General features: G+C 54.1%; 17 protein-coding genes. 12 read left to right on the top strand and 5 right to left on the bottom strand.

Annotated features, from left to right (window positions below; translation table 11 throughout):
* Window positions 1–12 precede the first annotated feature (12 nt).
* From sucC to ACUHMQ_RS10280, 3 genes are all read left to right on the top strand, one after another.
* On the top strand, window positions 13–1185 hold the full coding sequence (sucC, locus tag ACUHMQ_RS10290; protein WP_445295376.1) for an ADP-forming succinate--CoA ligase subunit beta: 1173 nt from the start codon (window positions 13–15) through the stop codon (window positions 1183–1185).
* A 27-nt stretch (window positions 1186–1212) separates the two neighbouring features.
* Complete coding sequence (sucD, locus tag ACUHMQ_RS10285; RefSeq protein WP_099404365.1) at window positions 1213–2100, top strand: succinate--CoA ligase subunit alpha; 888 nt, start codon at window positions 1213–1215, stop codon at window positions 2098–2100.
* Window positions 2101–2372: 272 nt separating this feature from the next.
* A complete protein-coding gene (locus tag ACUHMQ_RS10280) occupies window positions 2373–2831 on the top strand; it encodes a thioredoxin family protein (protein WP_445295375.1) in 459 nt (152 codons plus the stop codon).
* A gap of 139 nt (window positions 2832–2970) precedes the next feature.
* Here ACUHMQ_RS10280 and ACUHMQ_RS10275 read toward each other — a convergent pair whose 3' ends face one another.
* Together ACUHMQ_RS10275 and guaB are read right to left on the bottom strand one after the other, a co-directional pair.
* A complete protein-coding gene (locus ACUHMQ_RS10275; RefSeq protein WP_445295374.1) occupies window positions 2971–4953 on the bottom strand; it encodes an O-linked N-acetylglucosamine transferase, SPINDLY family protein in 1983 nt (660 codons plus the stop codon).
* A gap of 104 nt (window positions 4954–5057) precedes the next feature.
* Window positions 5058–6521 carry an IMP dehydrogenase gene (guaB, locus tag ACUHMQ_RS10270; protein ID WP_445295373.1) on the bottom strand — a complete coding sequence of 488 codons (1464 nt, stop codon included), beginning with the start codon at window positions 6519–6521 and terminating at the stop codon, window positions 5058–5060.
* 192 nt (window positions 6522–6713) lie between these two features.
* On the opposite strand from guaB, the gene ACUHMQ_RS10265 reads away from it, so the two are divergent.
* The 9 genes from ACUHMQ_RS10265 (at window position 6714) to ACUHMQ_RS10225 (ending at window position 15409) form a co-directional block, all read left to right on the top strand.
* Entirely contained in the window at window positions 6714–7886 is a 1173-nt protein-coding gene (locus tag ACUHMQ_RS10265; protein ID WP_445295372.1) for a patatin-like phospholipase family protein, read from the top strand.
* 4 nt (window positions 7887–7890) lie between these two features.
* On the top strand, window positions 7891–8451 hold the full coding sequence (locus ACUHMQ_RS10260; protein WP_445295371.1) for a hypothetical protein: 561 nt from the start codon (window positions 7891–7893) through the stop codon (window positions 8449–8451).
* The gene (locus ACUHMQ_RS10255; protein ID WP_445295370.1) at window positions 8451–8972 is read left to right on the top strand and encodes a FlgO family outer membrane protein; all 522 of its coding nucleotides are present in this window, start codon (window positions 8451–8453) and stop codon (window positions 8970–8972) included. Before ACUHMQ_RS10260 ends, ACUHMQ_RS10255 begins: the two co-directional genes overlap by 1 nt.
* A 23-nt stretch (window positions 8973–8995) precedes the next feature.
* Window positions 8996–9493, top strand: a complete 498-nt coding sequence (locus tag ACUHMQ_RS10250) for a disulfide bond formation protein B (RefSeq protein ID WP_445295369.1) — start codon at window positions 8996–8998, stop codon at window positions 9491–9493.
* A 296-nt stretch (window positions 9494–9789) separates the two neighbouring features.
* Window positions 9790–10635, top strand: a complete 846-nt coding sequence (locus tag ACUHMQ_RS10245) for an EamA/RhaT family transporter (RefSeq protein ID WP_445295368.1) — start codon at window positions 9790–9792, stop codon at window positions 10633–10635.
* A gap of 385 nt (window positions 10636–11020) precedes the next feature.
* A complete protein-coding gene (locus ACUHMQ_RS10240; RefSeq protein WP_445295367.1) occupies window positions 11021–11839 on the top strand; it encodes a c-type cytochrome in 819 nt (272 codons plus the stop codon).
* Window positions 11840–12243: 404 nt separating this feature from the next.
* A complete protein-coding gene (locus ACUHMQ_RS10235; protein ID WP_445295366.1) occupies window positions 12244–13752 on the top strand; it encodes an FAD-dependent oxidoreductase in 1509 nt (502 codons plus the stop codon).
* A gap of 8 nt (window positions 13753–13760) precedes the next feature.
* Entirely contained in the window at window positions 13761–15017 is a 1257-nt protein-coding gene (locus tag ACUHMQ_RS10230; protein ID WP_445295365.1) for a DegT/DnrJ/EryC1/StrS family aminotransferase, read from the top strand.
* An 8-nt stretch (window positions 15018–15025) separates the two neighbouring features.
* Window positions 15026–15409 carry a DUF2784 family protein gene (locus tag ACUHMQ_RS10225; protein ID WP_445295364.1) on the top strand — a complete coding sequence of 128 codons (384 nt, stop codon included), beginning with the start codon at window positions 15026–15028 and terminating at the stop codon, window positions 15407–15409.
* Window positions 15410–15552: 143 nt separating this feature from the next.
* Here ACUHMQ_RS10225 and ACUHMQ_RS10220 read toward each other — a convergent pair whose 3' ends face one another.
* The 3 genes from ACUHMQ_RS10220 to ACUHMQ_RS10210 form a co-directional block, all read right to left on the bottom strand.
* Complete coding sequence (locus tag ACUHMQ_RS10220; protein ID WP_445295363.1) at window positions 15553–19272, bottom strand: calcium-binding protein; 3720 nt, start codon at window positions 19270–19272, stop codon at window positions 15553–15555.
* Window positions 19273–19475: 203 nt separating this feature from the next.
* On the bottom strand, window positions 19476–20894 hold the full coding sequence (locus ACUHMQ_RS10215; RefSeq protein ID WP_445295362.1) for an HlyD family type I secretion periplasmic adaptor subunit: 1419 nt from the start codon (window positions 20892–20894) through the stop codon (window positions 19476–19478).
* Between the two features lie 11 nt (window positions 20895–20905).
* Window positions 20906–23038 carry a type I secretion system permease/ATPase gene (locus tag ACUHMQ_RS10210; RefSeq protein ID WP_445295361.1) on the bottom strand — a complete coding sequence of 711 codons (2133 nt, stop codon included), beginning with the start codon at window positions 23036–23038 and terminating at the stop codon, window positions 20906–20908.
* Between the last annotated feature and the right edge of the window lie 525 nt (window positions 23039–23563).

Raw genomic sequence — 23563 nt, 5'->3', positions numbered from 1 at the left:
AGGAAGTTAGAAATGAACCTCCACGAATACCAAGCGAAAGACCTGCTGGCTAAGTACGGTCTGCCGGTGCAAAAGGGCATCCTGGCCACTTCGCCGGAAGAAACCGCCAATGCTTTCCGCTCCATGGGCGGCAAGTTTGCCGTGGTGAAAGCCCAGGTTCACGCTGGCGGCCGCGGCAAAGCTGGCGGTGTGAAGGTGGTGAAGAGCGCTGAAGAGGCCGCAGACGTTGCCAAGGCTTTGCTGGGCAAGCGTCTGGTGACTTACCAGACAGATTCCAAAGGCCAGCCTGTTGGTTCGCTGTTGGTTTGTGAAGATATGTACCCTGTACAGCGCGAACTGTACCTGGGTGCGGTGGTGGATCGTTCGACCCGTTCGATCGTGTTCATGGCCTCGACCGAAGGCGGTGTGGAGATCGAAGAAGTCGCCCACAACACGCCTGAAAAGATCATCAAGACCGTGGTTGATCCACTGGTTGGTTTGCAGCCCTTCCAGGCCCGTGAAGTAGGCTTTGCGCTCGGTCTGGACGAAAAGCAGATCAAGCAGTTCACCGGCCTGATGATGGGTGCTTACAAGGCATTCGTTGAAAATGATTTCGCCCTGTTCGAAATCAACCCGTTGGCGATTCGTGGCGATGGTTCACTGGCCTGTGTAGATGCCAAGATCGGCATCGACAGTAACGCCGCTTTCCGCTTGCCCGCCATCGTGGCGCTGCGCGACAAGTCGCAAGAGAACGAACGTGAACTGAAGGCTTCCGAGTTCGACCTGAACTACGTAGCGCTGGAAGGCAACATCGGTTGCATGGTGAATGGCGCGGGCTTGGCCATGGCCACCATGGACATCATCAAGCTCAAGGGTGGCCAGCCTGCCAACTTCCTTGACGTGGGCGGTGGTGCCACCAAGGAGCGTGTGATTGAGGCGTTCAAGCTGATCCTGGCTGATGAATCGGTCAAAGGTGTGCTGATCAACATCTTCGGCGGCATCGTTCGCTGCGACATGATTGCCGAGGCGATTATCGCTGCCGTGAAGGAAGTGAACGTGACCGTGCCGGTTGTGGTCCGCCTTGAAGGCAACAATGCTGAACTGGGCGCCAAGATCCTCGACGACAGCGGTTTGAAGCTGACTTCGGCCCAAGGCCTGAATGACGCTGCCGAGAAGATCGTGGCTGCTGTCAAAGCCGTCGCTTAATCACCCGCACAGAATCAGGAGTTATAAATGAGCGTTCTAGTCAATAAGAACACCAAGGTGCTGGTGCAGGGCTTTACCGGCAAAAACGGTACTTTCCATGCCGAGCAGGCGCTGAAGGTTGGTACCAAGGTTGTTGGTGGCGTGACCCCAGGCAAGGGTGGTAGCGAGCACCTGGGCCTGCCCGTGTTCAACACCATGCGCGATGCCGTGCGCACCACCCAGGCTGATGCCTCGGTGATCTACGTACCAGCCCCGTTCGCCAAGGACTCCATCCTTGAAGCCATCGATGCTGGCGTGAAACTGGTGGTGTGTATTACCGAAGGCGTGCCCACAATCGACATGCTGTATGTGAAGCGTGCTGTGGACGAAGCCGGTATCCGCTTGATCGGCCCGAACTGCCCCGGCGTTATCACACCGGGTGAGTGCAAAATCGGCATCATGCCGTGGCACATTCACAACCCTGGCCGTATCGGCATCGTGTCGCGTTCGGGTACCCTGACCTATGAAGCTGTGGCACAAACCACCGCGTTGGGCCTGGGCCAGTCTACCTGTATCGGTATCGGTGGCGACCCGATCCCCGGCACCAGCCATATCGATTCCCTGAAGTTGTTCCAAGACGATCCGGACACCGACGCCATCATTATGATCGGTGAAATCGGTGGTTCGGCCGAAGAAGAAGCGGCCGAATTCGCCAAGTCCTACGTGACCAAGCCAGTGGTGGGTTACATTGCCGGTGTGACTGCCCCCAAGGGCAAGCGCATGGGCCATGCCGGTGCGATCATCTCCGGTGGTAAGGGTACGGCAGAAGAGAAGTTTGCGGCTTTCGAGCGTGCAGGCATTGCCTACACCCGCAGCCCGGCAGAAATCGGCAAGACCATGCACGAATTGCTCAAGAGCAAGGGCATGATCAAGTAAGCGGATTTCCCGCCTATTAAGTAAAAAGCCAACGCCACCCTCGGGTGGCGTTGGCTTTTGTGGGATAGATAGCATTCAATGTCTGTCTTAGAACCTGTTTACGATCTGTTACGAGCAGCTGTCAGCAGGGTGAAGCGCATCGCAGAAGCCGGAGTGTACTTGAATACATGAGGCTCTCGAGCAGCACATGAGCCCTGATCACGGCTGCGCAGTAAGATCGTAAACAGGTTCTTAACCCATCAAATGAAGGTTCCTTTCTTATAGGTCTAAGCATGAAAAAATTGATTGCACTTGTATTGATGGCGGGCAGTCTTGCACTCCGTGCGGATGCACTGCCTTATGATGAAACCGCCAATGCCAAGGAAGAGGTCAAGCAAGCTTTGATCAAAGCCCACAGTACGCAGACACCAGTTCTACTGGTATTCGGCGCAAATTGGTGTGAAGATTGCCGGGCACTGGATCGTGCGTTGAAGAATGACAAGAACGCCGCCCTGATGGCCAAGTCATTCAATGTGGTCAAGATCGATGTTGGTCGATTCGACAAGAATACCGACCTTGATACGGTGTATGGCAATCCGATCAAGAAGGGGATACCTGCGGTGGTAGTACTGGCACCCGATCAGCGTGTGCTGTATGCCACCAGGGCGGGAGAGCTGGCTAGTGCCAGGCGGATGAGTGCCGATGGGGTATACGGCTTTTTTCAGGATATTGTTGCCAAAGCCGGTAAATAAGCGCCTGTTCAAAATCTTGCGAGCTAGGGCGAGACAAGGCGAAAACTGCTGAGGAAGCCGAGTTTACGCGTGGTAAATGAGCATTCCGAGGCTGTTTTCAACGCCGTATTGCTGACGCACAGCAGACTTTGAACAGGTTTTAAGCTGTGAGTGGGACATGGAAGCTTGCAGGCGGTAAGCCTGCGAGCACACGCTGCCACATGGTTTTGTATGCCGTTTCCAGTGCTGCTACGGTTGCCTGGGTGTCGAACAACGGGCAGTTGAGGCGTTGATAAGCGAGCTTATTGCGTATGGCAGCCAAGGCTTGCGTGTTGAGCGCAAGGTGCTTGGCCAGTGCTTCGTAGTCCGCCAGGTTATCCGTAATCAGTTCACGCAGGCCTGCGGCAGCAAGGCAGCTTGCGGCAACCCGGCCTGCAAAGCTTTCACCCATGCAGGTCACCAGAGGTACGCCAGCCCACAAGGCATCACTCGCGGTGGTATGGGCATTGCAGGGCAGGGTGTCTAACGCCAAATCGGCTAAGCTTAACCGGGCAAGATGCTGTGCCTGGGGAAGAATGGGCGCAAAGTACAGGCGCTCTGGGGCAATGCCGCGCAATGTGGCTTGGTGCCTCAGCCGGGTTGATTTGCCATTATCTGCTGTATCGATAAGCCAGAGCAGGCTGCCAGGAACTGTATGCAGCAGCCGCATCCATATATCAAACACATCAGGCTGTATCTTGTAATGCTGGTTGAAGCAGCAGAAGACAAAGCCTGTTTCAGGTAAACCTGCGTTTGCCCGTGTTGGTTGCGGGGCAATGGCGCGGTCTCTATCGTTGATCTGGTAGCAGTTTGGCAGCCATGCAATCGCTTCTTGGTAGTGCTGGACTGCGCCAGGGGGCACGACTTGGGTATCCGCAATCAGGTAATCGCACCAAGGTGCGCCCAGGGTGCCAGGGTAGGCAAGGTAATGCAGCTGGACCGGGGCGGGTCGATACGCAAGAACATCACAACGGCTGTTGCGGGTCCAGCCTTTCAGGTCGATGAGGATATCGATTTCATCTGCACGTATGCGCTCCGCCAGTTGCGCCTGACTTAGCGTGTTGACAGTGGTGAATCGGTCAAAGCCTTCCTGGATTCGCTCTCGCAGTGATGAACCATCGTCTTGGCCGTAGTTGTATCCGAAAACTTCAAAGCTTTGCCTATCGTGACTGGCGAATAGCCCGGCAGTTAGCCAGCTGGTGGCATGGCCGTGAAAGTCGCCACTCAGGTAACCCAGCCGAATCCGGCTGCGCTGGCGTGGTGGACAGGCAGGTAGCGCTGGCGTGCGGAACTGGCTGGCCCAACGCTGTGCATTCTTTAGTTGATGGTCTGGCTGGTTATCCAGGGCCAGATAGGCAAGGGGAGGGATGTAAACCTCCTGGTTCTGCTGAAGCGCTGTCTTAAGTACGTCTTGTTGTGCCCCAAGTCCATTCCACTCGATTTGATGCAGCTGCATGTACAGCTTGCCGGCGATGGCTTCTGCATAGTTGGGTTGTAGCTCGGTGGCCTGCGTGTAGGCAGCCAGTGCAGCCTCGAACTGGCCTGCCTGCTGTAACGCACCGCCATAGTTCTTCCAGGCAACGGTATAGGTAGGATCAAGTTCTGTGGCGCGAAGGAAGTGGTGTATCGCTGTTGGCAGATTGCCGCTAGCCTGCATCAGCGCGGCATAGTTGTTGTGCGTGTGCGGCAGCGCTTCGTTGAGGGCAAGGGTTTTCTGGTAGGCATGTACTGCAGTCTGATGGTCGCCGGATGTTTGCGCCTTGACGCCCAGGCTATGCCAGACCGCGGCATCATCAGGGGTAATCTGTACTGCTTGTGCAAGGGCTTGGTACGCCAGCGTGTGCTGCCCAAGCTTGCTGGCAAGCTGCGCCAGGTCCTGCCAGAAGACCAGGCTTTGGTCTACTGCGTAGGTGGCGACCTGTGCCAGATGATGATGTGCATCGTCAAACAGGCCGCGTTCCATTGCTATCTGACTACGTAGCAAATAGGCAGGCGCATGTTGGGGATATCTTTCCAACACCATGCAGGCGAAATTATCAGCGCTTCGCCAAGCAGCCTGCGCAAAGTGTTGGTAGGCGAGGGTGAGTAGTTCGTCTGGCGTCATGGCCGAACTCTAGTCACTAGATTCTCGTTTGTATGGTGGAAGGGCATAAAAAAGCCCCTGTATGACAGGGGCTTGGCATGACTTACAACACTTGCAGTGGCAGCTCAATCGACGTGGTAGTTCGGTGCTTCTTTGGTGATCTGCACATCATGCACGTGCGATTCACGAATACCAGCTGAAGTGATCTCGACAAATTCCGCCTTGGTATGCATGTCGTTGATCGAAGCACAGCCGAGATAACCCATGGAAGAACGCAGGCCACCCATCAACTGGTGGATCACAGCGGTTAGCGGGCCCTTGTAAGGGACGCGGCCTTCAATGCCTTCAGGCACCAGCTTGTCGGCGTTGTTGACCGAGTCCTGGAAGTAACGATCACTGGAACCTTGCTGCATCGCGCCAAGAGAGCCCATGCCACGGTAGCTCTTGTAGGAACGCCCTTGGAATAACTCGACTTCACCTGGGGCTTCCTCGGTACCGGCAAACAAGCCACCCAGCATGACCAGATTGGCGCCGGCTGCGATTGCCTTGGAGATATCGCCGGAGAAACGGATGCCACCATCGGCAATAAGCGGAATACCCGTACCTGCGAGTGCTTCAGCCACGTTGGCAACAGCGCTGATCTGTGGAACGCCAACGCCAGCCACGATGCGCGTGGTACAGATCGAACCGGGGCCGATACCGACCTTGACGCCATCTGCGCCAGCCTTGACCAAGGCCAGGGCTGCAGCAGCAGTGGCAATATTGCCACCAATTACCTGAACCTGCGGATACTGCCGCTTGACCCAGGACACCCGGTCGAGCACGCCTTGGCTATGGCCGTGCGCAGTGTCGACCACGATTACATCCACACCGGCGTCAACCAGCAGCTTGATGCGTTCTTCCGTATCACCACCCACGCCCACTGCCGCGCCAACACGCAGACGGCCCTGTGTGTCCTTGGAAGCATTGGGATGCTCGGTCTTCTTGATGATGTCTTTGACGGTAATCAGGCCCCGTAACTGGAAGCCTTCGTTGACGACCAATACCCGCTCGATGCGGTGGGTATGCATCAGCTCGCGTGCTTCATCAATGCTGGTGCCTTCGCGGACGGTAACCAGACGTTCACGCGGCGTCATGATACTGGCGACGGTTGCATCAAGCCGGCTTTCAAAACGCAGGTCACGATTGGTGACGATACCCACGACTTTGCCATTGCTTTCAACAACGGGCAGGCCGGAAATCTTGTGCCGGCGGGTGAGCGCGACGACATCGCGCACCAGCATGTCGGGTGTGATGGTGACGGGGTCTTTCACCACGCCGCTTTCATGGCGCTTTACCTTGCTGACTTCAAGGGCTTGGGCCTGTGGTGGCATGTTCTTGTGAACGATACCGATGCCGCCTTCCTGCGCCATGGCGATCGCGAGACGGGCCTCTGTAACGGTATCCATCGCTGCTGAAATCAGTGGCAGATTCAGGCGGATTTCACGCGTGAGCTGGGTCGACAGATCGACATCGCGAGGCAGGACATTGGAATGGGCAGGGACGAGCAGAACGTCGTCGAAGGTCAGCGCTTTTTGAATAACACGCATGGCTAAATCCTTGGGCGGCAAAAATCGATTATACCGTAATTCGCCTATAGCTCCGAATGCGGTCCGACTACGCTATGCCGTTGATGAACTATGCTTGAGACGTAGAAACCGGTTTGCGTCACGCCAGCCAGGTGGGCAGGCCGGTTCCAAAGGCTGCATAGCCAGCCAGCTTTACATAAAAACGAGGAGATTATGTCCGAACCCCTCCCTCCTGTTGTTGGGTTGATTTTGTCAGGCGGCGGAGCTCGAGCGGCTTATCAGGTTGGCGTATTACGGGCGATTGCAAAAATGTTGCCGGCGAAAGTGGCGAACCCTTTTCCAATTATCTGCGGCACTTCGGCGGGCGGGATCAATGCGGCCTCGCTGGCTTCGGGCAGCATGCATTTCCGTAAAAGCGTCTGCAAGCTTGAATATGTGTGGAAGAAGCTGTCGGTGGAACAGGTCTATCACACTGACTTTCGTACCATGTTCCGTTACTTCTTCCGCTGGCTCAGCCCGCTGCTGACTGGTGGCATGGTGCGCAAGAACCCCCGCTCGTTTCTGGATAACGCGCCGCTGAGGGGGCTTTTGCATGAGCTGATCAACTTCGAAGGCATACAGAAGAGTATCGATAGCGGTGCACTGCGGGCATTGAGTATTACGGTATCGGGTTATAACTCGGGGCAGTCTGTGTCGTTCTTTCAAGCGAAGGACCTGCCAGGATGGAGCCGGGCCCAGCGTATCGGTGCCAATACGAAGATCGATGTGCATCACCTGATGGCAACCTCGGCGATCCCCTTCGTTTTCCCCGCCGTGCAAATCCATCGGGAATGGTTTGGTGACGGGTCGGTACGCCAGGTCGCCCCCATCAGCCCGGCGTTGCACCTTGGGGCGCACAAGGTGCTGGTGATCGGGGTTTCACCTGCACGGGAAGCCGCACAGGAGCGGCTGTATGCCTCAGATTACCCATCGTTGGCCCAGGTGGCTGGTCACCTGATGAACAGTGTGTTCATCGATGGTATGGAGGTGGATCTGGAGCGGATTGCCCGCGTCAACCGAACCCTGTCTTTCGTGCCTGACGACATCAAGGCGCTGCACGAAGTAGCGCTGCGGGAAGTGGACATCCTGGTGATTTCGCCTTCGCGTCCATTGGAGCAGCTTGCTTCGCGACATACGCATCACTTCCCGTGGACCATGCGCTTTGTGTTGCGTGGCTTGGGGGCTTTGCGCCGGCAGGGCTCGGTGCTGGCGTCGTACTTACTGTTTCACCGTCGTTATTCGCGCGATTTGATTGAACTGGGGTACAGCGATGCGATGCGTCGACGCGACGACATCATGCGCTTTCTCGGCTATGATCCGAGCGCGTCAAACCCGACTGAGGACTAAGGCTGTGCGCCTACGCCTGACTGTTATCGTGCTGATGCTGACCCTTGCCGGCTGTGCGCAGCTGGGTGATCGATGGCGCGCATTCTCATCGGTCGATGAACCACAGACGACGATGTTGCGGGCCCCTGCGGATTGGGGGGATCTTGCCAACATGGCCGCGACACGCATTGGTGAGCGCGCCGCAAAGACCAAGGAATTGAACAACCGGGCGATTTTTGTCACGGACCCGGCGTTGCCCACCCCTTTTGCACGGTCGTTAAAGCAGTTCTTGCTAAGCCGGTTGAACGAGCAGGGCATGATCGTCTCCCAGAAACGGGGTGATGGCGTGCTGATCATGGATGCTGAGGTACAGTCTATCCATATGGCCAGCGGTTTGCAGATTGTGGTGACCACCTCGATTGGAAATGGAAATCGCTTTGTGTTCCGTAGTACCGATGCGTACAAGGTGAACCAGGCAGATGTGAAGCTATACGATGAGTCCTTGCTGCCACCGCCCCCACCCCCACCGGCCCAGCCACCCCCACCTACACCGGTCAAACGGATGACGCTGACGGGGGCACAGTAATGCGGGTGCTTATTCTGGGGTGGATATTATTGTCACTTGCAGGTTGCGCCAGTTACCAGCAAGGCACGAAGAATCCGATGATCAAGGCGAGCTACGAAGCGGCCGACCGGCTCGCGGCCATGGCTTATCCGGTCGTCAAGGTTGATCAGCCGGTGATCGTCGCGACCTTTGTCCAGCTCGACCGACTAACGGCTACTACCACCTTTGGCCGCCTGATGGCCGAACAGGTTGCCAGCCGTTTGTTGTTCCAGAAGTACCCGATTGTGGAGCTGAAGCTGCGCGGCAGCGTTTTTATGCGGGAAGGAACAGGCGAACTCTTGCTGTCGCGTGAAGTAAAGGAAGTCAGCGCTGCGTACAATGTCCAGGCTGTTATCGTGGGCACTTATGCTTTGGCGGGCGAAAAAATCTTCCTGAATCTGAAAGTGGTGCGTCCAACAGACAACCGTGTGTTGGCTGCACATGACTTGGCGATCGAAATCGACGAAACTACCCGCGCACTTTTGATGTCTGACCCCGTCTGACCTTTTTACTTCTGCGAAATTCCATGTCCTTGTTGAATCGTCGTATCGGCTATATCGCCGTTTTCCTCGCATGCGCTGGCATGATGGCCTTTGCCCTCTACCAGCAGTATTACCGCTTCCTCAACCCCTGCCCGATGTGCATTTTCCAGCGGGTATGCGTTATCGCTGTGGGCGTGGTTGCGCTGTTGGCTGCGTTGCATAACCCCAAGTCGGAGCAAGGTGCGCGTGTCTATGGTGTGCTGGGTATCCTGGCCTCACTAACCGGTTTTGGCATTGCTGCGCGACATGCGTATATCCAGACCCTGCCACCCAGCGAAGTACCGGCCTGTGGCCCTGGGTTGAACTTTATGTTGGAAAGCATGCCGTTCACTGATGTCCTGAAGAACGTGCTGTTTGGTACGGGAGAGTGCGCTTTGGTGGATTGGACGCTCTTCGGGATTTCGATGCCGGGTTGGGTTGCCATTGCCTGTATGGGCTTGGCTGGGGCTTTTGCTTACCTTGCCTTTAAGGCCCGCCGTTAGAACCAGTTCAAAGTCTGCTGCGCGTCGGCAATACCGCGTTGAAAACACCCTCAGAAATGCGCATCTACCATTCGTAAACTCTGCTTCCTTGGGTGTTTCCGCCTTGTCTTGCTTTAGCTCGCGAGGCATTGGGCAGGCTCACATCACTTGTTCACGCGCTGTCACGAGTAGTCTTCTGCAGAGTACAGAGCAGCGCAAAAACCGGAATGTACTTTTTGTACATGAGGATTTTGAGCAGCACATAAGCCCTGATCACGGCTTCGCAGTAAGATTGCGAACGAATTCCAAGGCCAACCATGTACTACTTGTTGTTCAGTATCGTCTGCAGTATTGCCGTCTCGGTATCGTTCAAGTTGGCACGTCGTTATCCGGTCGATTTACGTCAGGCCATTCTGGTCAACTACGGTGTTGCCGCAACCCTGTGCGTGGTACTGCTACGGCCGGATTTGACGGTTTTTGAACAAGCTGCGGTGCCGTGGCCGCATCTGCTGGCCCTGGGCGCATTGTTACCCGCTGTATTCATTGCCATGGTGGCGGCTGTTCGTGAAGCCGGTATGGTGCGTAGCGATGCGGCGCAACGACTGTCGTTGATCATTCCGCTCGTTGCTGCTTTTACGGTATTCGGCGAAGTGTTGCTGCCCCAGAAATTGGCTGGTGTCTTATTGGGTTTCGCCGCGCTGGGTTGCCTGCTTCATAAACCTGCTGTCGGCACTGAGCCTACGCAAAGCCCGTTTGCCTGGCGGTATCTGCTGGCGATCTGGCTGGGGTATGGCTTGGTCGACCTTTTGTTCAAGCGTCTTGCGTTGGCAGGAACCGGCTTTACCAATGCGCTGTTGATAGCATTGCTGCTTTCCGGCGTGTTATTGCTGGCATATTTGTTGGTGCGGCGTGTTAGCTGGCAGTGGCGGGCTTTGTTGTTGGGATTGCCCTTGGGCCTGCTTAATTTTGGCAACATCCTTTTCTATATTCGCGCCCATCAACAATTTGCGCAGTCGCCTGCATTGGTATTCGCCAGTACGAATATCGGCGTTATTGCCCTGGGTACTTTGGTGGGCGGGTTGGTTTTCAAAGAAGCCATACGCCCTGTGCATTGGTTGGGTTTGGGGTTGGCTATTGGAGCGGTGCTTAGCCTACTCCCTTAAACCAGTTCACGATCTTACTACGCAGCGGTGATCAGGGCTTATGTGCTGCTCGAAATCCTCATGTACACAAGTACATACCGGTTTCTGTGCTGCGCTTCACCCTGCTGACGGCTGCTCGTGACAGATCGTGAACAGGTTTTAGTGCTGTTAACAAACCCCTTCTGGCGTTGTTGTGCAAACTTGCTGTACTTACGTACTGTCTGCGTTTGTGCGCTTAGCCAGAACCGCTTCGTCGGTACTGGTGTTACCTTGAAAACACAGCCATTCAACAGGGAAGTAGCGCTTGAAGTGCCTGATGTGGTCTGATTGCGCCGGATACGGCAACGTGGCCGCGGCATAGCAGTCAGATGTCGTACTGTGCAATTACCACTGAAATGGGCATCAATTGAATAGACTTTTCTTTTTTCTGAGCATACTACTTCTCAGTATTCCTTCATTTGCAGCACAACTTAATCTGGACCTGGGTGATAACAAACGGGTTTGGCAGACCAAGGAGCTGCTGGATCATCCTCAGGCGCAGACGGTACAGATTCCTGATGATGTTTCCTACAAGCGAAACATGAATTACCGGGCTGTTCCGCTGGCTGCCTTACTGAAAGGCGTGAAGGCTGATGATCACTTGCAAGCCGTTGCATTGGATGGCTTTGTTGCCGAATTGTCTGCAGCGCCCTTGCTGAACGCAAAGGGAGCGCAAGCCTGGTTGGCTGTTGAGGACCCGGCCAAACCTTGGCCGCTGCTGGAAAAAAACAAGCTCAGCGCCGGACCGTTTTATCTGGTCTGGACATCGCCTAAAGACGGCCAGATCGGCGCTGAACAGTGGCCATTTCAGATCAGCAGCTTCAAGCTTTTACCCCCGGTCGCAGAGCGTTTTCCGGCATTGCGACCAGATGCCAAGCTGGCTGCCAGTGACCCGATCAACCAAGGATTCATGCTGTTCCAAAAGCATTGCTTGGCTTGCCATCGGTTGAATGGTGCTGGTGATTCGCAATTTGGCCCGGACCTTAATGTGCCGTATAGCCCGACGGAGTACTTCACCACGGAGTCATTGAAACGTTATATTCGTGACCCACAAGCCCTACGTAATTGGCCACAGGCGAAAATGCCTAGCATAGCCAGTAGCATGTTGTCGGATGATGAGCTTGAACAGCTGGTCGGGTATTTGAAGCATATGGCGGGACGTAAACAGCCAGTCTCATCCAAGTAATTTCAGGTAATACAGTTTCCACCTCTCAATACCGCTTTGGTTACGCGTGACTTGAATGGTACAAACACCCGGCTCGGTTAGCTGGGTGTTTTCATAGTTGGACTCCAGCCAGACACTCCGCCAAAAAGGGATGCCATAACGAGCGGTGCTGCAGCCTGCTTGAGGAATGCATTTTCCTGCCCCATCAAAACTCGTCATATCGCTCGATAGAGGCTGTGTCGGTTATTGGTGCTGATGAAAACTATAATGAGCTTGCCTAAGGCATGTCGGTTGATAAGCGATAGAAAACCTTAATCATTTGGATTAGTTGGCTGTTAAGTTTGAACTGTAATTAGTCACGGAACTATGTTTGCTAGTTATGGGTCTTTGGTTTCTATGTCCAATAATCTACATGGGGTATAAATTTGAATCGCCAGGAACGTTTAAATCAACTTCAAGATACATCTTGCTTTGATATCGTTGTGCTTGGTGGCGGTATTAATGGCGCATGCTTATACGATACGCTTTGTCGCCTTGGCTATAAAGTTTTATTACTGGATAAAGGCGATTTCGCCTCAGGTACCAGTCAGTCTTCCGGGATGATGATTTGGGGCGGTTTGTTGTATTTGAGGAATTTTGATATCCCATCAGTTTTACAGCTTTCCTATGATCGGGATTTGATGATCTCAGAGAAGGCTGAGGAAATAACCCCAAGAATGATGCGTTATCTACCCACCAATAATATTGGATTTGCTAAATGGTGGAAACAGCTCGGGCTCTGGTCTTATTGGTTGATGGGAATGGGGCGCAGGCGTATACCGCGTTCAGAAGGTATCTTTGGCGAATCGGAATTGATTAAGTCAAATCTGATAACGAATTCATTGACCTATGAAGAAGCATTTCTGGATCAATCAGACGCACGTTTTGTGTATAACTGGATTGCACGGCAAGGTCATCAGGCTTCAGATCAAATTGCATTGAATTATTGTAGTGCCCAAGGCGAATATAGTGTACTTGATAAAAAGTGGCAACTTAATATACAGGATACGATTGCTCAAAAAGTATATGCAGTTAAATCTGCAATGATGGTTAACTGCACCGGTGTTTGGGCAGATCAGGTAAATGCAGATTTTTCAATTAATTCGCCAGTTCGCCATGTGCTGAGCAAAGGCGTTTATTTGGGCTTGCCCCGTTCGGCGCAACATCAGTCCTCGCTATTTTTTGATCTGGGCGAACATGATGATGTGATTACTCATGTGCCGTGGGGACCGATTTCCTTATGGGGACCAACAGAAACCAAAGTTGAACATATTGCAGATGGTATTCAGGCTTCAAAAGAGGACATTGATTTTTTACTGGATCAATATGGGCGTAGATACCGAAAGCCGCTTGATAGAAATGACATCATTTCGGTCCGATGCGGCATACGGCCACTGGTAGTGGGAAAGCAGTATCAAGGGGATTGTTACCCGCTTGATTTATCGCGACGGCAAGAGGTGATTCAAGATATCCATCGCCCATGGATTTCCTGTTATGGCGGAAAGCTCACCGGCTGTACACGCATGGCCAACAGGGTAGCGAAACTGATCAAAAGGTCTGTTGCTGCATCGGGAGAGGTCCGTACCGCAATTCAGCATCCATATGGTGAGGTGAAACATGCGGCTTTCCCTGGTTTGGCACAACCCGTTGTCTCTGCTGCTTGGTGTGCGAAGAACGAACTATGCTGCACGCTTGAAGACTACCTTCGTCGGCGAACTAATATTGCACAATGGGTTCATAGGGGTGGGCTAGGGATAGGTGACGCAAATGCAGAGGTCTTGCGGAATATTTCCCTCGACCTTGCGCATGGTGATGCTGTTCTGGCAGCGCAGTTATTCGAAAACTATCGTGCCAACATCAAGAATAACTTTGACTCATTAATCTTCAGTAAATAGGCCCCAACATGAGCGATTCAAAAAAAGATGTGCCCGCTATTCTTGGTGGTAGCCCTGCAGTGACGCTGGACCAGAATGCTGCCAATCGCTGGCCGGTGCTGACTGATGAGGATGAAAAGGCAGTGATTGAGGTGTTGCGGGATGGTGAAATATCTACGCATCCTGTTATCAGAGAATTGGAAAAGGATTATCAGCAATTCTCGGGCATGCCTTATGCGCTTGCTCATTGCAATGGTACATCTGCGCTCATGGCTGCATTCTGGGCCATCAACCTCAAACCCGGTGACGAAGTGCTGGTGCCGTCTGCCACGTTCTGGGCGTCTGTCCTGCCTATGGTTTGGTTAGGTGCGGTACCTGTATTTTGCGAGAGTGAGCCGGATCGACTGGGGCTGGACCCGGCAGATATGGAAAAGAAAATCACGAGTAGAACCAAGGCAATTGTGGTTGTGCATTTGTGGGGCATGCCATCGAAGATGACGGAAATTACGGGTCTCGCAAAGAAATATAATCTTAAGATTGTTGAAGATGCCTCTCACGCACATGGTGCATTCTGGCGCGGGCAAGCCTGTGGTTCATTGGGTGATGTTTCTGTATTCAGCTTGCAAGGCAGCAAACTTGCCCCCGCTGGTGAAGGCGGCATGCTTTTATGCCGTGAATACGCATATTGGGAACGTGCGGTTTGTTTTGGCGATATAACGCGAATAATCGAGCTGGAAACACCGGCCCGCCGTTTTGCAGCAACGAGCTTCGGTATCAAGACGCGTATAGCACCAATATCTGCAGCAATTGCAGGGTGTCAATTAAAGCGTTTGAATGAGAATAATCAGAAGAGAAGTGAAAGTCTACGGTATTTGTCTGAGGGCTTGGAAGAGTTGGGGATTCATACATTCTTACCGCCTGGTCATATTGAACGCGTTTATTTTGAATATCTGGTCAGGCCAGACCTTGATTCGATCGGGTTGTCGATGAAAAGTCTGATAGAAGCGCTCAATGCAGAAGGCTGCTTTGCTGCTTTGCCTCGTTACCCGTTATTACATCAGCAGCCATTCTTTACCGAGGGTGCTTTTCTGGATGTCATGCGCGCAAACAGTGCTGTAACACCAAACTATGCAACGGTTTCATTACCATTCACAGAAAAAGTGAATGGCGAGCTGATGAAATTACCCTCGTTCCCATGGGCTTCTACAGAGTTATTGGACCAATATTTGCTGGCATTTAAGAAAGTAGTGCAAAGCGCAAAAGCGATTGCCAAACATTGTGGTTAATTAGAAATATGCGAGAGATTATTTATTTCCTTCTAAATGGATTATTTCATGTAGCACATATCACTATCATCCTGTTTGTGATGATGGGTTGGTTATTCAAGCCTTTGCTCCCATTTCACCTTGCATTAACTTTATTGACTCTAGGTTCTTGGTTCATTCTGGGTCGCTGGCTTGGTGTCGGTTATTGCCCCGTCTCGGATTGGCATTGGAAAGTCAAAGCTGCGCTCGGTGCGGGTAGGCCTAATGGCACGTATATCTACTTTGTATTGAAGAACATCACGGGAATAGAGTTGAACGTAGATATTGTGGACAAGATGGTTGTGATTGGCACGATCGCGATTGCCGGAATCTCGTTGATTCTGAATCTCCATGCCTGGGGCATTCTAGGCTGAGTTGTTATCGGTATCTGAATGATACAAACACCCAGCCGAAGGGTTGGGTGTTTGCATGGTTGGAGGTTAGAACCTATCCGCAGTCTGTTTCGAGCAGCACATAAGCCTTGATCACAGCTGCGCAGTAAGCTTTGAACAAGTTCTTAGACGGGTGCCGCCGCCAAGTACATCTGCGACGACGCGCCGTGATACAGCTTGCTCGTGGAATGCGCTCCTTTGTCCGCACCGAAGCTCGCCATGCTGTCGAGTAAAAGAGATGCCTGGCGTGAAGCCGAAGCGTCAGACATTAATGCACTACTAGGCGTATTGCCTGTATCGCTGGGTAGCAGGGAATCCAACGCTTGTCCGGTCAGCATATCCAGCGTGCGCACACCCATGTCTTTCGGTGTTACCACCATGACATCAGCGGGAACGGCCGCAAAAGTGTGCAGCTTTGCCGTGGTGTTGCCAACTTTGATGTCGACAGTCCAGGTGTAGCTATTACCCGATGATGATGTTGCGCCAAGTGGGGTAGCGGTACCCTGGTAGGGGCGGTAACTGATCTGTACTTCTGACTGATTGGCACTATCGAATATCAGCACCATGCGTTGACTGCGCTGCATGTCGTCGTAGATGTCGTCACTGCCATCCTGGGTGCCAAAACGAAGGGTGGTTTCTGCATCTGCCATCAGCCAGACCGTGTCGTTGCCGGTACCGCCGATAATTTCTGTTTTGTTGCCTGTGCTGCCAGCTGCACCGCGGATAACGATGGTGTCGTCATCTTCGCCGCCACCAATCAACATATTGCTGTTATTCAGTGTCAGGTCGAACCGGTCATTACCCTTGCCGCCCAGGAATGAGCCATTACTGTACGGAGCGGACAGGGTTTCGCTGTCGCTCTGTATAGTGTCGTTGCCATCCCCCATGAAGATTGAAACGTCGGATACAGCTCCGAGCGTTACCTGGTCGTTACCAGCGCCCAGGCTGAAGGAACGTAGCGAGTCACCACTCAGCACCCGCAGGTTGTCGGCAAACTGGCTGCCGATGAACGACTCGTAGAGGCTTAGCATCTTCCCGGTGGACGTACCACTCCGAATACTTTCAGTGCTCAGCATACCTTCGGCAATGCCGCTGGTTGCATAGTGGACACCTGTCTTCAGATTCTGGAACACGGCGACATCGTTACCAGCCCCGCCTTTTGCCAATGCAGGTAAATCATCGATAAAGGTTACGTCGTCGCCGTTGCCCATATCGGCGGTTACGCCACTGCCAATGGCTGCGAAATCGTCGCCATCGAGTAGTTGAATATTGTCGCTTCCGCCTACGGATGCATACATGTCGTTGCCGCTAGTACCTAATACCGTATCGGCGAAGTTGGAGCCTTTCCATGCCGTAATATTGCTACCTCGCTTCATGTCGATGGCAACGCCCTTGGTGGCCAACTGGAAACTCACACTGTTCGACCCCAGGCCGCCATCCAGCTCGGCCAGCATTTCACTGAGTACAAACATATCGTCGCCAGAGCCGGCCTTGATGCGTACATTGCTGGCAGTTGCGTTGATGTAAAGGCCTTTCAGCATGGAACGGCTGTTGTCCAGCGTGAGGTTGGGGATGTTCTGGCCGTCGCCCTGGTCGATCTGATACACCGTATCGAAGCCCGTGCTGCCCGATCTTTCGTTCAGCATGCCGTCCAATTGCAACACACCTGTCGATTCGAGACTCTGGTTGACCTTCTTGCTGGTACGCATACTGGTCTGTCCGCCGATATTGACGGCGATATCCACCCAGTCGGACACACTCTTTTGCCTGCCCAGGTAGTTGAATTCCTGCTTGGACGAGGTGATCAGGTGGTAGCTCTGTACGCCTGCCTTAGTGGCGTAACCCATGAGGTTGGTCGTGCTTTCGTTCGCGATGTAATTCATACGGTCGTCGAATGCAGACTGATACCACTCGGCATTCATGGCCCTGAGCATCTTGTTCTTAAGGTCCGGTGTGTAGATGCCGGAGAACCAGTTCACAATCGGTGTGGCATCGAGTGCGGAGATCTTGTGCAGCGTATCGACTACCTGGGCCTCATGGTTCAGCCCTTTACCCTTGAAGTCCGAGTAGGTTCTTTGCAATTCAATGGCCTGGCCGATTGCCGAGAAGTTCGGTATCAGCATGAACAGCAATGCAGCTGGCGGGCAGACGATGGACACGCCGATGCCGGCAATGCTGGCGGCGGTGCCGATGATGGCATTGGACAAGTCCCACTTCGACTGCTCGGAACTGAAGTCCCCCTTATAACGCTGGGCTACGTCGACGATATTGAGGATGGAGTTGACCGAGGATAAGGCTGCACCGACTACCGCCAACCCTTGTGCCGCACGCAGTGCCTTGGTGCCGGAGGCAATGGCCGAAAGCAGGTCGGCGCTGAAGAAGGCAGTGTCGGTCAAGAGGTTCAGCGATAGCTGCGCTTTGCCCAGGTCGCCCTTGGGTGGCGTACTGGCGGCGGTGTAGATGTCATTGGCGAATGACAACAAATCGGCGGCGAAGAAGGCGACGGATTTGCCAAGTTGCTTACCCAGTTCCTTACCCCGATTGAAGCTGAACTTTGCCTCGTCACCGGCTGATTTGATGACCTTCAGGCGCTGCTCATCAAGCACATCCACGGTGCCAAGGTTCACCGACTGTGCCTTGCCGAAAAGCTGGTTCACTTTCTCGGGTAGCTGAATCGTGACCTTCTGTGCGTTCTTCTGGAACGACACCACGAAGTCGTTGAACACCTTGGTAGCGCTTTGTTTCTTCAGTCGTGCCTCGATCATCGTGTAAGCGATGGCGTAAGGCACCTGGAGCGCGCTGGCAGCAAACTGCGCGGCTTTGATCGCATGCTTGGCGGTCTCGTCAGTGTTGGTGGCCGCAAAGATTTCACCAGGTACCGAAAATAGCAGCGAGCCGCCAGAACCGAGGAAACGGCCGAACTGTTGTGCGCTGCTGCGTGCTGAATAACGTGCAGCCAGTCGTTGGTATTGCGAGTTGTTGAGCAAAGTGCCTTTGAGTTTGGGAATCTCATCGGCTTCAATGCGGTAGTTCGCCAGCTCGACCGCGGTCTGCCGGGCTTGTTCAAGCGTGATCTTGTGCTTCGGGTCTTTCTTGAGCGTGGCGTAGATTTCGCCGGCTGACTTGTTGATAGCCTCAGGGGAGAGCTGCTTCAGCGTCTCGTTCTTCCAAGCCTGCCAATTCTTGGCAAATACGGAGTCACCGCTATTGAGGTTGATGCCGCCCAATAATTGGGACAGTTTAGTCTGCAGGTGGTCAACCCGGCGCAATGGGTCAATGTTGATACCCTGTGCCCGCCAAGCTTCGACGACTGCGCTGTTGTTGGAGATGATATTGCCCAGGCCGGAAGTCAGTTTTTCGAACGAACGTTCGTACTGGATCTTTGCCAAATTGGTGTAGACGCGCCCCATCGAAGTCATAATCTGATAGCTGCGTGCCGCACCGGATGTGGGCGAAAGATCATTGGTCGCAACGATCAGTTCGTTAAGCTGGGTCTGCACAGCAGCCAGCTTATCGGGCGTGGCGTCTTTGAGCAGATTGGTCAACAGCACTAGCGAGTTTCTACTGTATTCGACCTGATGACCCCAACCGTCCAATGTCTCCTTGCTGATTACGGGCTTACCCAGCGCTTCTGATAGCTTGAGATCGGATTCGGGGATGTTGAGCCCCAGTACTTTTGCGGCGTCGTGGAATGCCTGGGCGTCGTTGCCCAGGTAGTCCGACAGTGTGATGACTTTCGCGCTGTTGATGACTGAGCGGTTCTGCAGATCCTTGATCTTCGCCAGCATGAAGGTGAAGGATTCGGCGGCAAATTCCAGTTTTTGCCGTAAATCTTCGTATGCCATGGTGTGACTCCTTTTTATTGAACGAAACACACAACGATTACGCCTATTTACCGAGGCGCGGCACGGTACCCCTCCCTGGCCGTGCAACAGGTGCACACCATGGTGGGAGTGAGGATGTACCGCGCAGCCGGGCTGATTCCGGAAGGTGGCGGTACGATTTCAGAGGTGGTGGTACGCCTTGGCGAGACGTGAAGAGAGGAGGGCTAGCGCTCCCGGAAACCTTCGCTGACCTGCTCAGTCAGCGGGCTGAGGAAATAGTCGATGATGCGTCGCAGGCCTGTTTTTACCTCTGCAGTTACCACCATGCCGGGTGAGAGGCGAATCCATTTGCGGTCTATCCACATTCTGTCCGCATCGAGTTTTATTCGGGCGTGGTAAACCAGACCACGTTTTTCATCATTGATCGCATCGTTGGAGACACTGGTTACCCGCCCGCGCAGGTAGCCGTAACGGGTATAGGGAAAGGTCTCCACTTTGACGGTTACATACTGGCCCTGGCTTACAAAACCAATATCCTTGTTTTCGACCATGGCCTCTACTTCCAGGGTGTCGTCCGGTACGACCACCAGCAGGGGTTGGGCTGCTGTCACGACACCGCCAACGGTATGGACAACCAGTTGCTGCACCGTACCGCTGACAGGCGCAGTAAGCTGGGTGAGCTGTTGCCGCTTTTGCGCCTTGGTGTTGTCCTCCGTGAACTGCATGGTTTGCTGGTATGCCTGGTTTTGTGCATCCAACAGTTGGCGGCGGAATTCAGCGGTGAGGCTTTTCATTTGCGTTTCCTGCTCCTGGATCGCGGCAGTCAATTCCTGAATGCGGCTGCGTTGTGCGACCAGGTCTTTTTCAAGGCCGATGCGTTCTTTTTCCTGCGCAAGGTAGCCATGGCGGGACACAAAGTTCTGCTCCAGCAAGCGTTTGTAGTCGGCTGCCTGTTCTTTGGAAATCGGCAGGGTCTGTTCCAGTTTGGTAACCAGGGCGCGTGTCGTGGTCAGTTCCGCTCGACGCTTTTGCAGCTCTGCGGTAAGCGTGGCCTGCTTGCTGCGGAACTCGTCCAGCTGTGCCTGCGCCAGCCGGGTTTCGGCCAGGATCCGTTGGTTTTCTATGCCGGGTTGGCTACCCAGTTGCACCTCGGTCTGCTGGTCTAGCGCATGCAACAGGGCATTGGCCCGCGCCATGGCAAGCGCTGCCCCGTCATGCGCTTCTTCGGACTTCATGACATCGGCCGCGGTAGCGGTGGAGTCCAGCTCGATCAGCAGCTGGCCAGCTTTGACGGCTTGCCCGTCGCGTACATGGATCGCCCGTACGACACCGACCTCCAATGGCTGGACTACTTTGACTCTATCATTCGGCACTACTTTGCCAGGGGCGACGGCGACAATATCGAGTTTGCCGATGGTGGCCCATAACAAGCCGATGATCAGCAGGGCGATGATAAAGCGCATTGCACATTTGGGTGCAGGGTGGACAGGTGCTTCCTGCAATTCCAGATGGGCTGGCAGAAACGCCAGTTCATGGGCGGTACGTTGGGGCGAGACCATGTCATGGCGTTGGGCCCACGCGGCTTTTCCAATCTGGGCATAACGGGACAGCACGTCACGCATGGCATGCAAGGTGAGACTCATGGTGTGTCTCCTTAGCCGTTTTGCAGGGCAAGAAGGTTGGCGTAGTAACCGCCAGGTTTGCCGGCCAGTTCCTGGTGCGGGCCGATTTCGACAATCTGCCCCTTGTCCATGGCCACAATGCGGTGGGCTACACGAACTGCAGATAGCCGGTGGGCAATGATCAATACGGTACGACCCTGGCAGATGTCCTTCATGTTGTCCTGAATGATGCGTTCTGATTCATAGTCGAGCGCTGAGGTGGCCTCATCGAAAATCAGGATGCGTGGGTTCATGACCAGTGCCCGGGCGATGGCGATGCGTTGGCGTTGCCCACCAGATAGGCCCGTGCCATGTTCACCAACGATGGTGTCGTACCCTTCTGGCAATGCGCAGATGAAGTCATGAGCGCCGGCGAGTTTTGCGGCGGCGATTACCGCATCGAGTTGTAACCCTGGCGCAGTCAGCGCGATGTTTTCGCGAATCGATCGGTTGAACAGCAGGTTTTCCTGGAGGACGACGCCAACCTGCCGACGCAGCCAGGCTGGGTCGGCCAGTGCCAGATCAATGCCATCGATACGCACATGGCCGCGTTCCGGGATATACAGCCGCTGAAGCAATTTGGTGAGTGTGGATTTGCCCGAGCCGGAGCGGCCTACGATGCCGATGATCTCGCCCGGTGCAACGGTGAGATTGATACCGCGCAGTACTTCTGGCGCATCGGCCTTGTAGCGAAAGTTCACATCTTCGAAGGAGACCTGGCCATCGATCGCGGCAAGCGCCTGCCGGCTTTGTGGGGTTTCACTGCGGGTATTGAGGATGTCGCCCAGGCGTTGCATCGAAATCCCGACCTGTTGGAACTCCTGCCACAGTTGGGCGAGCCGGATGATGGGGGCAGCGACATGACCAGCCAGCATATTGAAGGCAACCAGCTGGCCTACGGTGAGTTCACCTTCGATCACCATCTTTGCCCCGAACCACATGATTGCCACGGTAACGAGCTTGTTGACGAGTTGCACACCCTGCTGCCCGAAAGTGGCCAGGGTCACAACCCGGAAGCTGGCGGCGACATAGGCGGCCAGTTGTTTATCCCAGCGCTGGGTGAATTGTGGCTCCACCGCCATGGCTTTGACGGTTTCGATACCAGAAACGGATTCCACGAGAAATGCCTGGCTGTCGGCACCTCGCGCGAATTTCTCATCCAGCCGGGCGCGCAGGCTGGGGGTGATGGCAGCGGAAATCAGCCCGTAGCAGGGGAGGGACAGCACAACGATCAAGGTCAACCAACCGCTGTAGATGCACATGACCGCCAAAAACACCACGATAAAGGCCAAGTCCAATACCGAGGTCATGGCTTGACCGGTGAGGAAGTTGCGGATGTTTTCCAGCTCGCGGACGCGCGCCACCGAATCCCCGACCCGGCGGCTGGTGAAATAACTCAGCGGTAGTGCCAGCAGATGCCGGAACAGCCGGGCCCCCAGCTCGACATCGATGCGATTGGTGGTATGCGAGAACACATAGTTGCGTAACCCACCTAGAACGATATCGAAGACGGCGATCACCACGAGCCCTACGGCAATGACATTCAGTGTGGAGTAGCCGCGGTGTACCAACACCTTATCCATCACCACCTGGAAGAACATGGGTGTAACGAGCGCAAACAACTGAAGAGCCAGAGAAACACCCAGCACTTCCAGCAACAGCTTGCGGTATTTGATGACAGCGGGAATGAACCAGGAAAAATCAAACCGGGCAAACTCTCCGGTGAGCGAAGCGCGTGATGCCAGCAACATCAGCTGTCCATCCCACCGAGTTTCCAGCTCTTCCATCGATAGGACCTGAGGCCTGCCAACCTCTGGGTCTTGTACCAGGACGCGCTCGTCTTCAACGCGGGCGATAACAAAGTGATGGCCCTGTGCATTCAGGGCCAACGCTGGAAGTGGGGTAGTGGCGAGACGGCTTGCACGGGTATGGATGACACGTGCTTTCAGGCCAAGCGAACGGGCAGCCAGCAGGAGCTGTGTTTCGTCAAAGGGTTGGCCATCCTGGCCGAATTGATGCCGTAGCTGTGCGCTGTCTGCAGGAGTGGAATGAAACTGAGCCAGGATGACCAAGCATGCAAGTCCGAAGTCTTCCGGCTGGGGTAAAGCCAAATCGGGTAGCTGCATGACGGGCTCCATCCAGGCTGTTTTCTTTGCAAACTATTGCAACGCGATTTCATGTTGATATTGGGGAAAACAGACATGACGATTGCTGCTGAGCAATAATTTTTTGTGGCTTGCTACTTGCCAATGGAGCACTTGCTCGACAAAACGGTGCGTTGACAGGAACGTATTCTGCAAAACAATGAAGTGTTGCGATGCGGAAATTACGGGTTGGACCTAGCACAAAAAAATGGAAAATTTCGGATGAAATGCAGTGGCAGTACTGCAACTTTGATAGTACCGGTCTTAAAAATCAATTAATTAGAATTAACTAAAGTTAAGCTTGCAGCGAGGGAGGTGGGCGAAGAAATTGGTGTTTGGCGGGGCAGGTAGCGACAAGAACCAAACAATAGAAAACAAACGTAAATGCCCGGAGGCCAGCATCTATCGCCGTCGCTGGACAGTGTCCAAGCTGATTGACTCCTTATTATCGGAGTTCAGTCATGCTTGCAGTCCCCCAGCGCGCTTTTGTTGCCAACCAGCCCGTCG

This window comes from Chitinimonas violaceus (genome assembly GCF_052601015.1).
The sequence above is the reverse complement of the archived record's forward strand: the minus strand, read 5'-3'. Positions and strand labels throughout refer to the sequence as shown.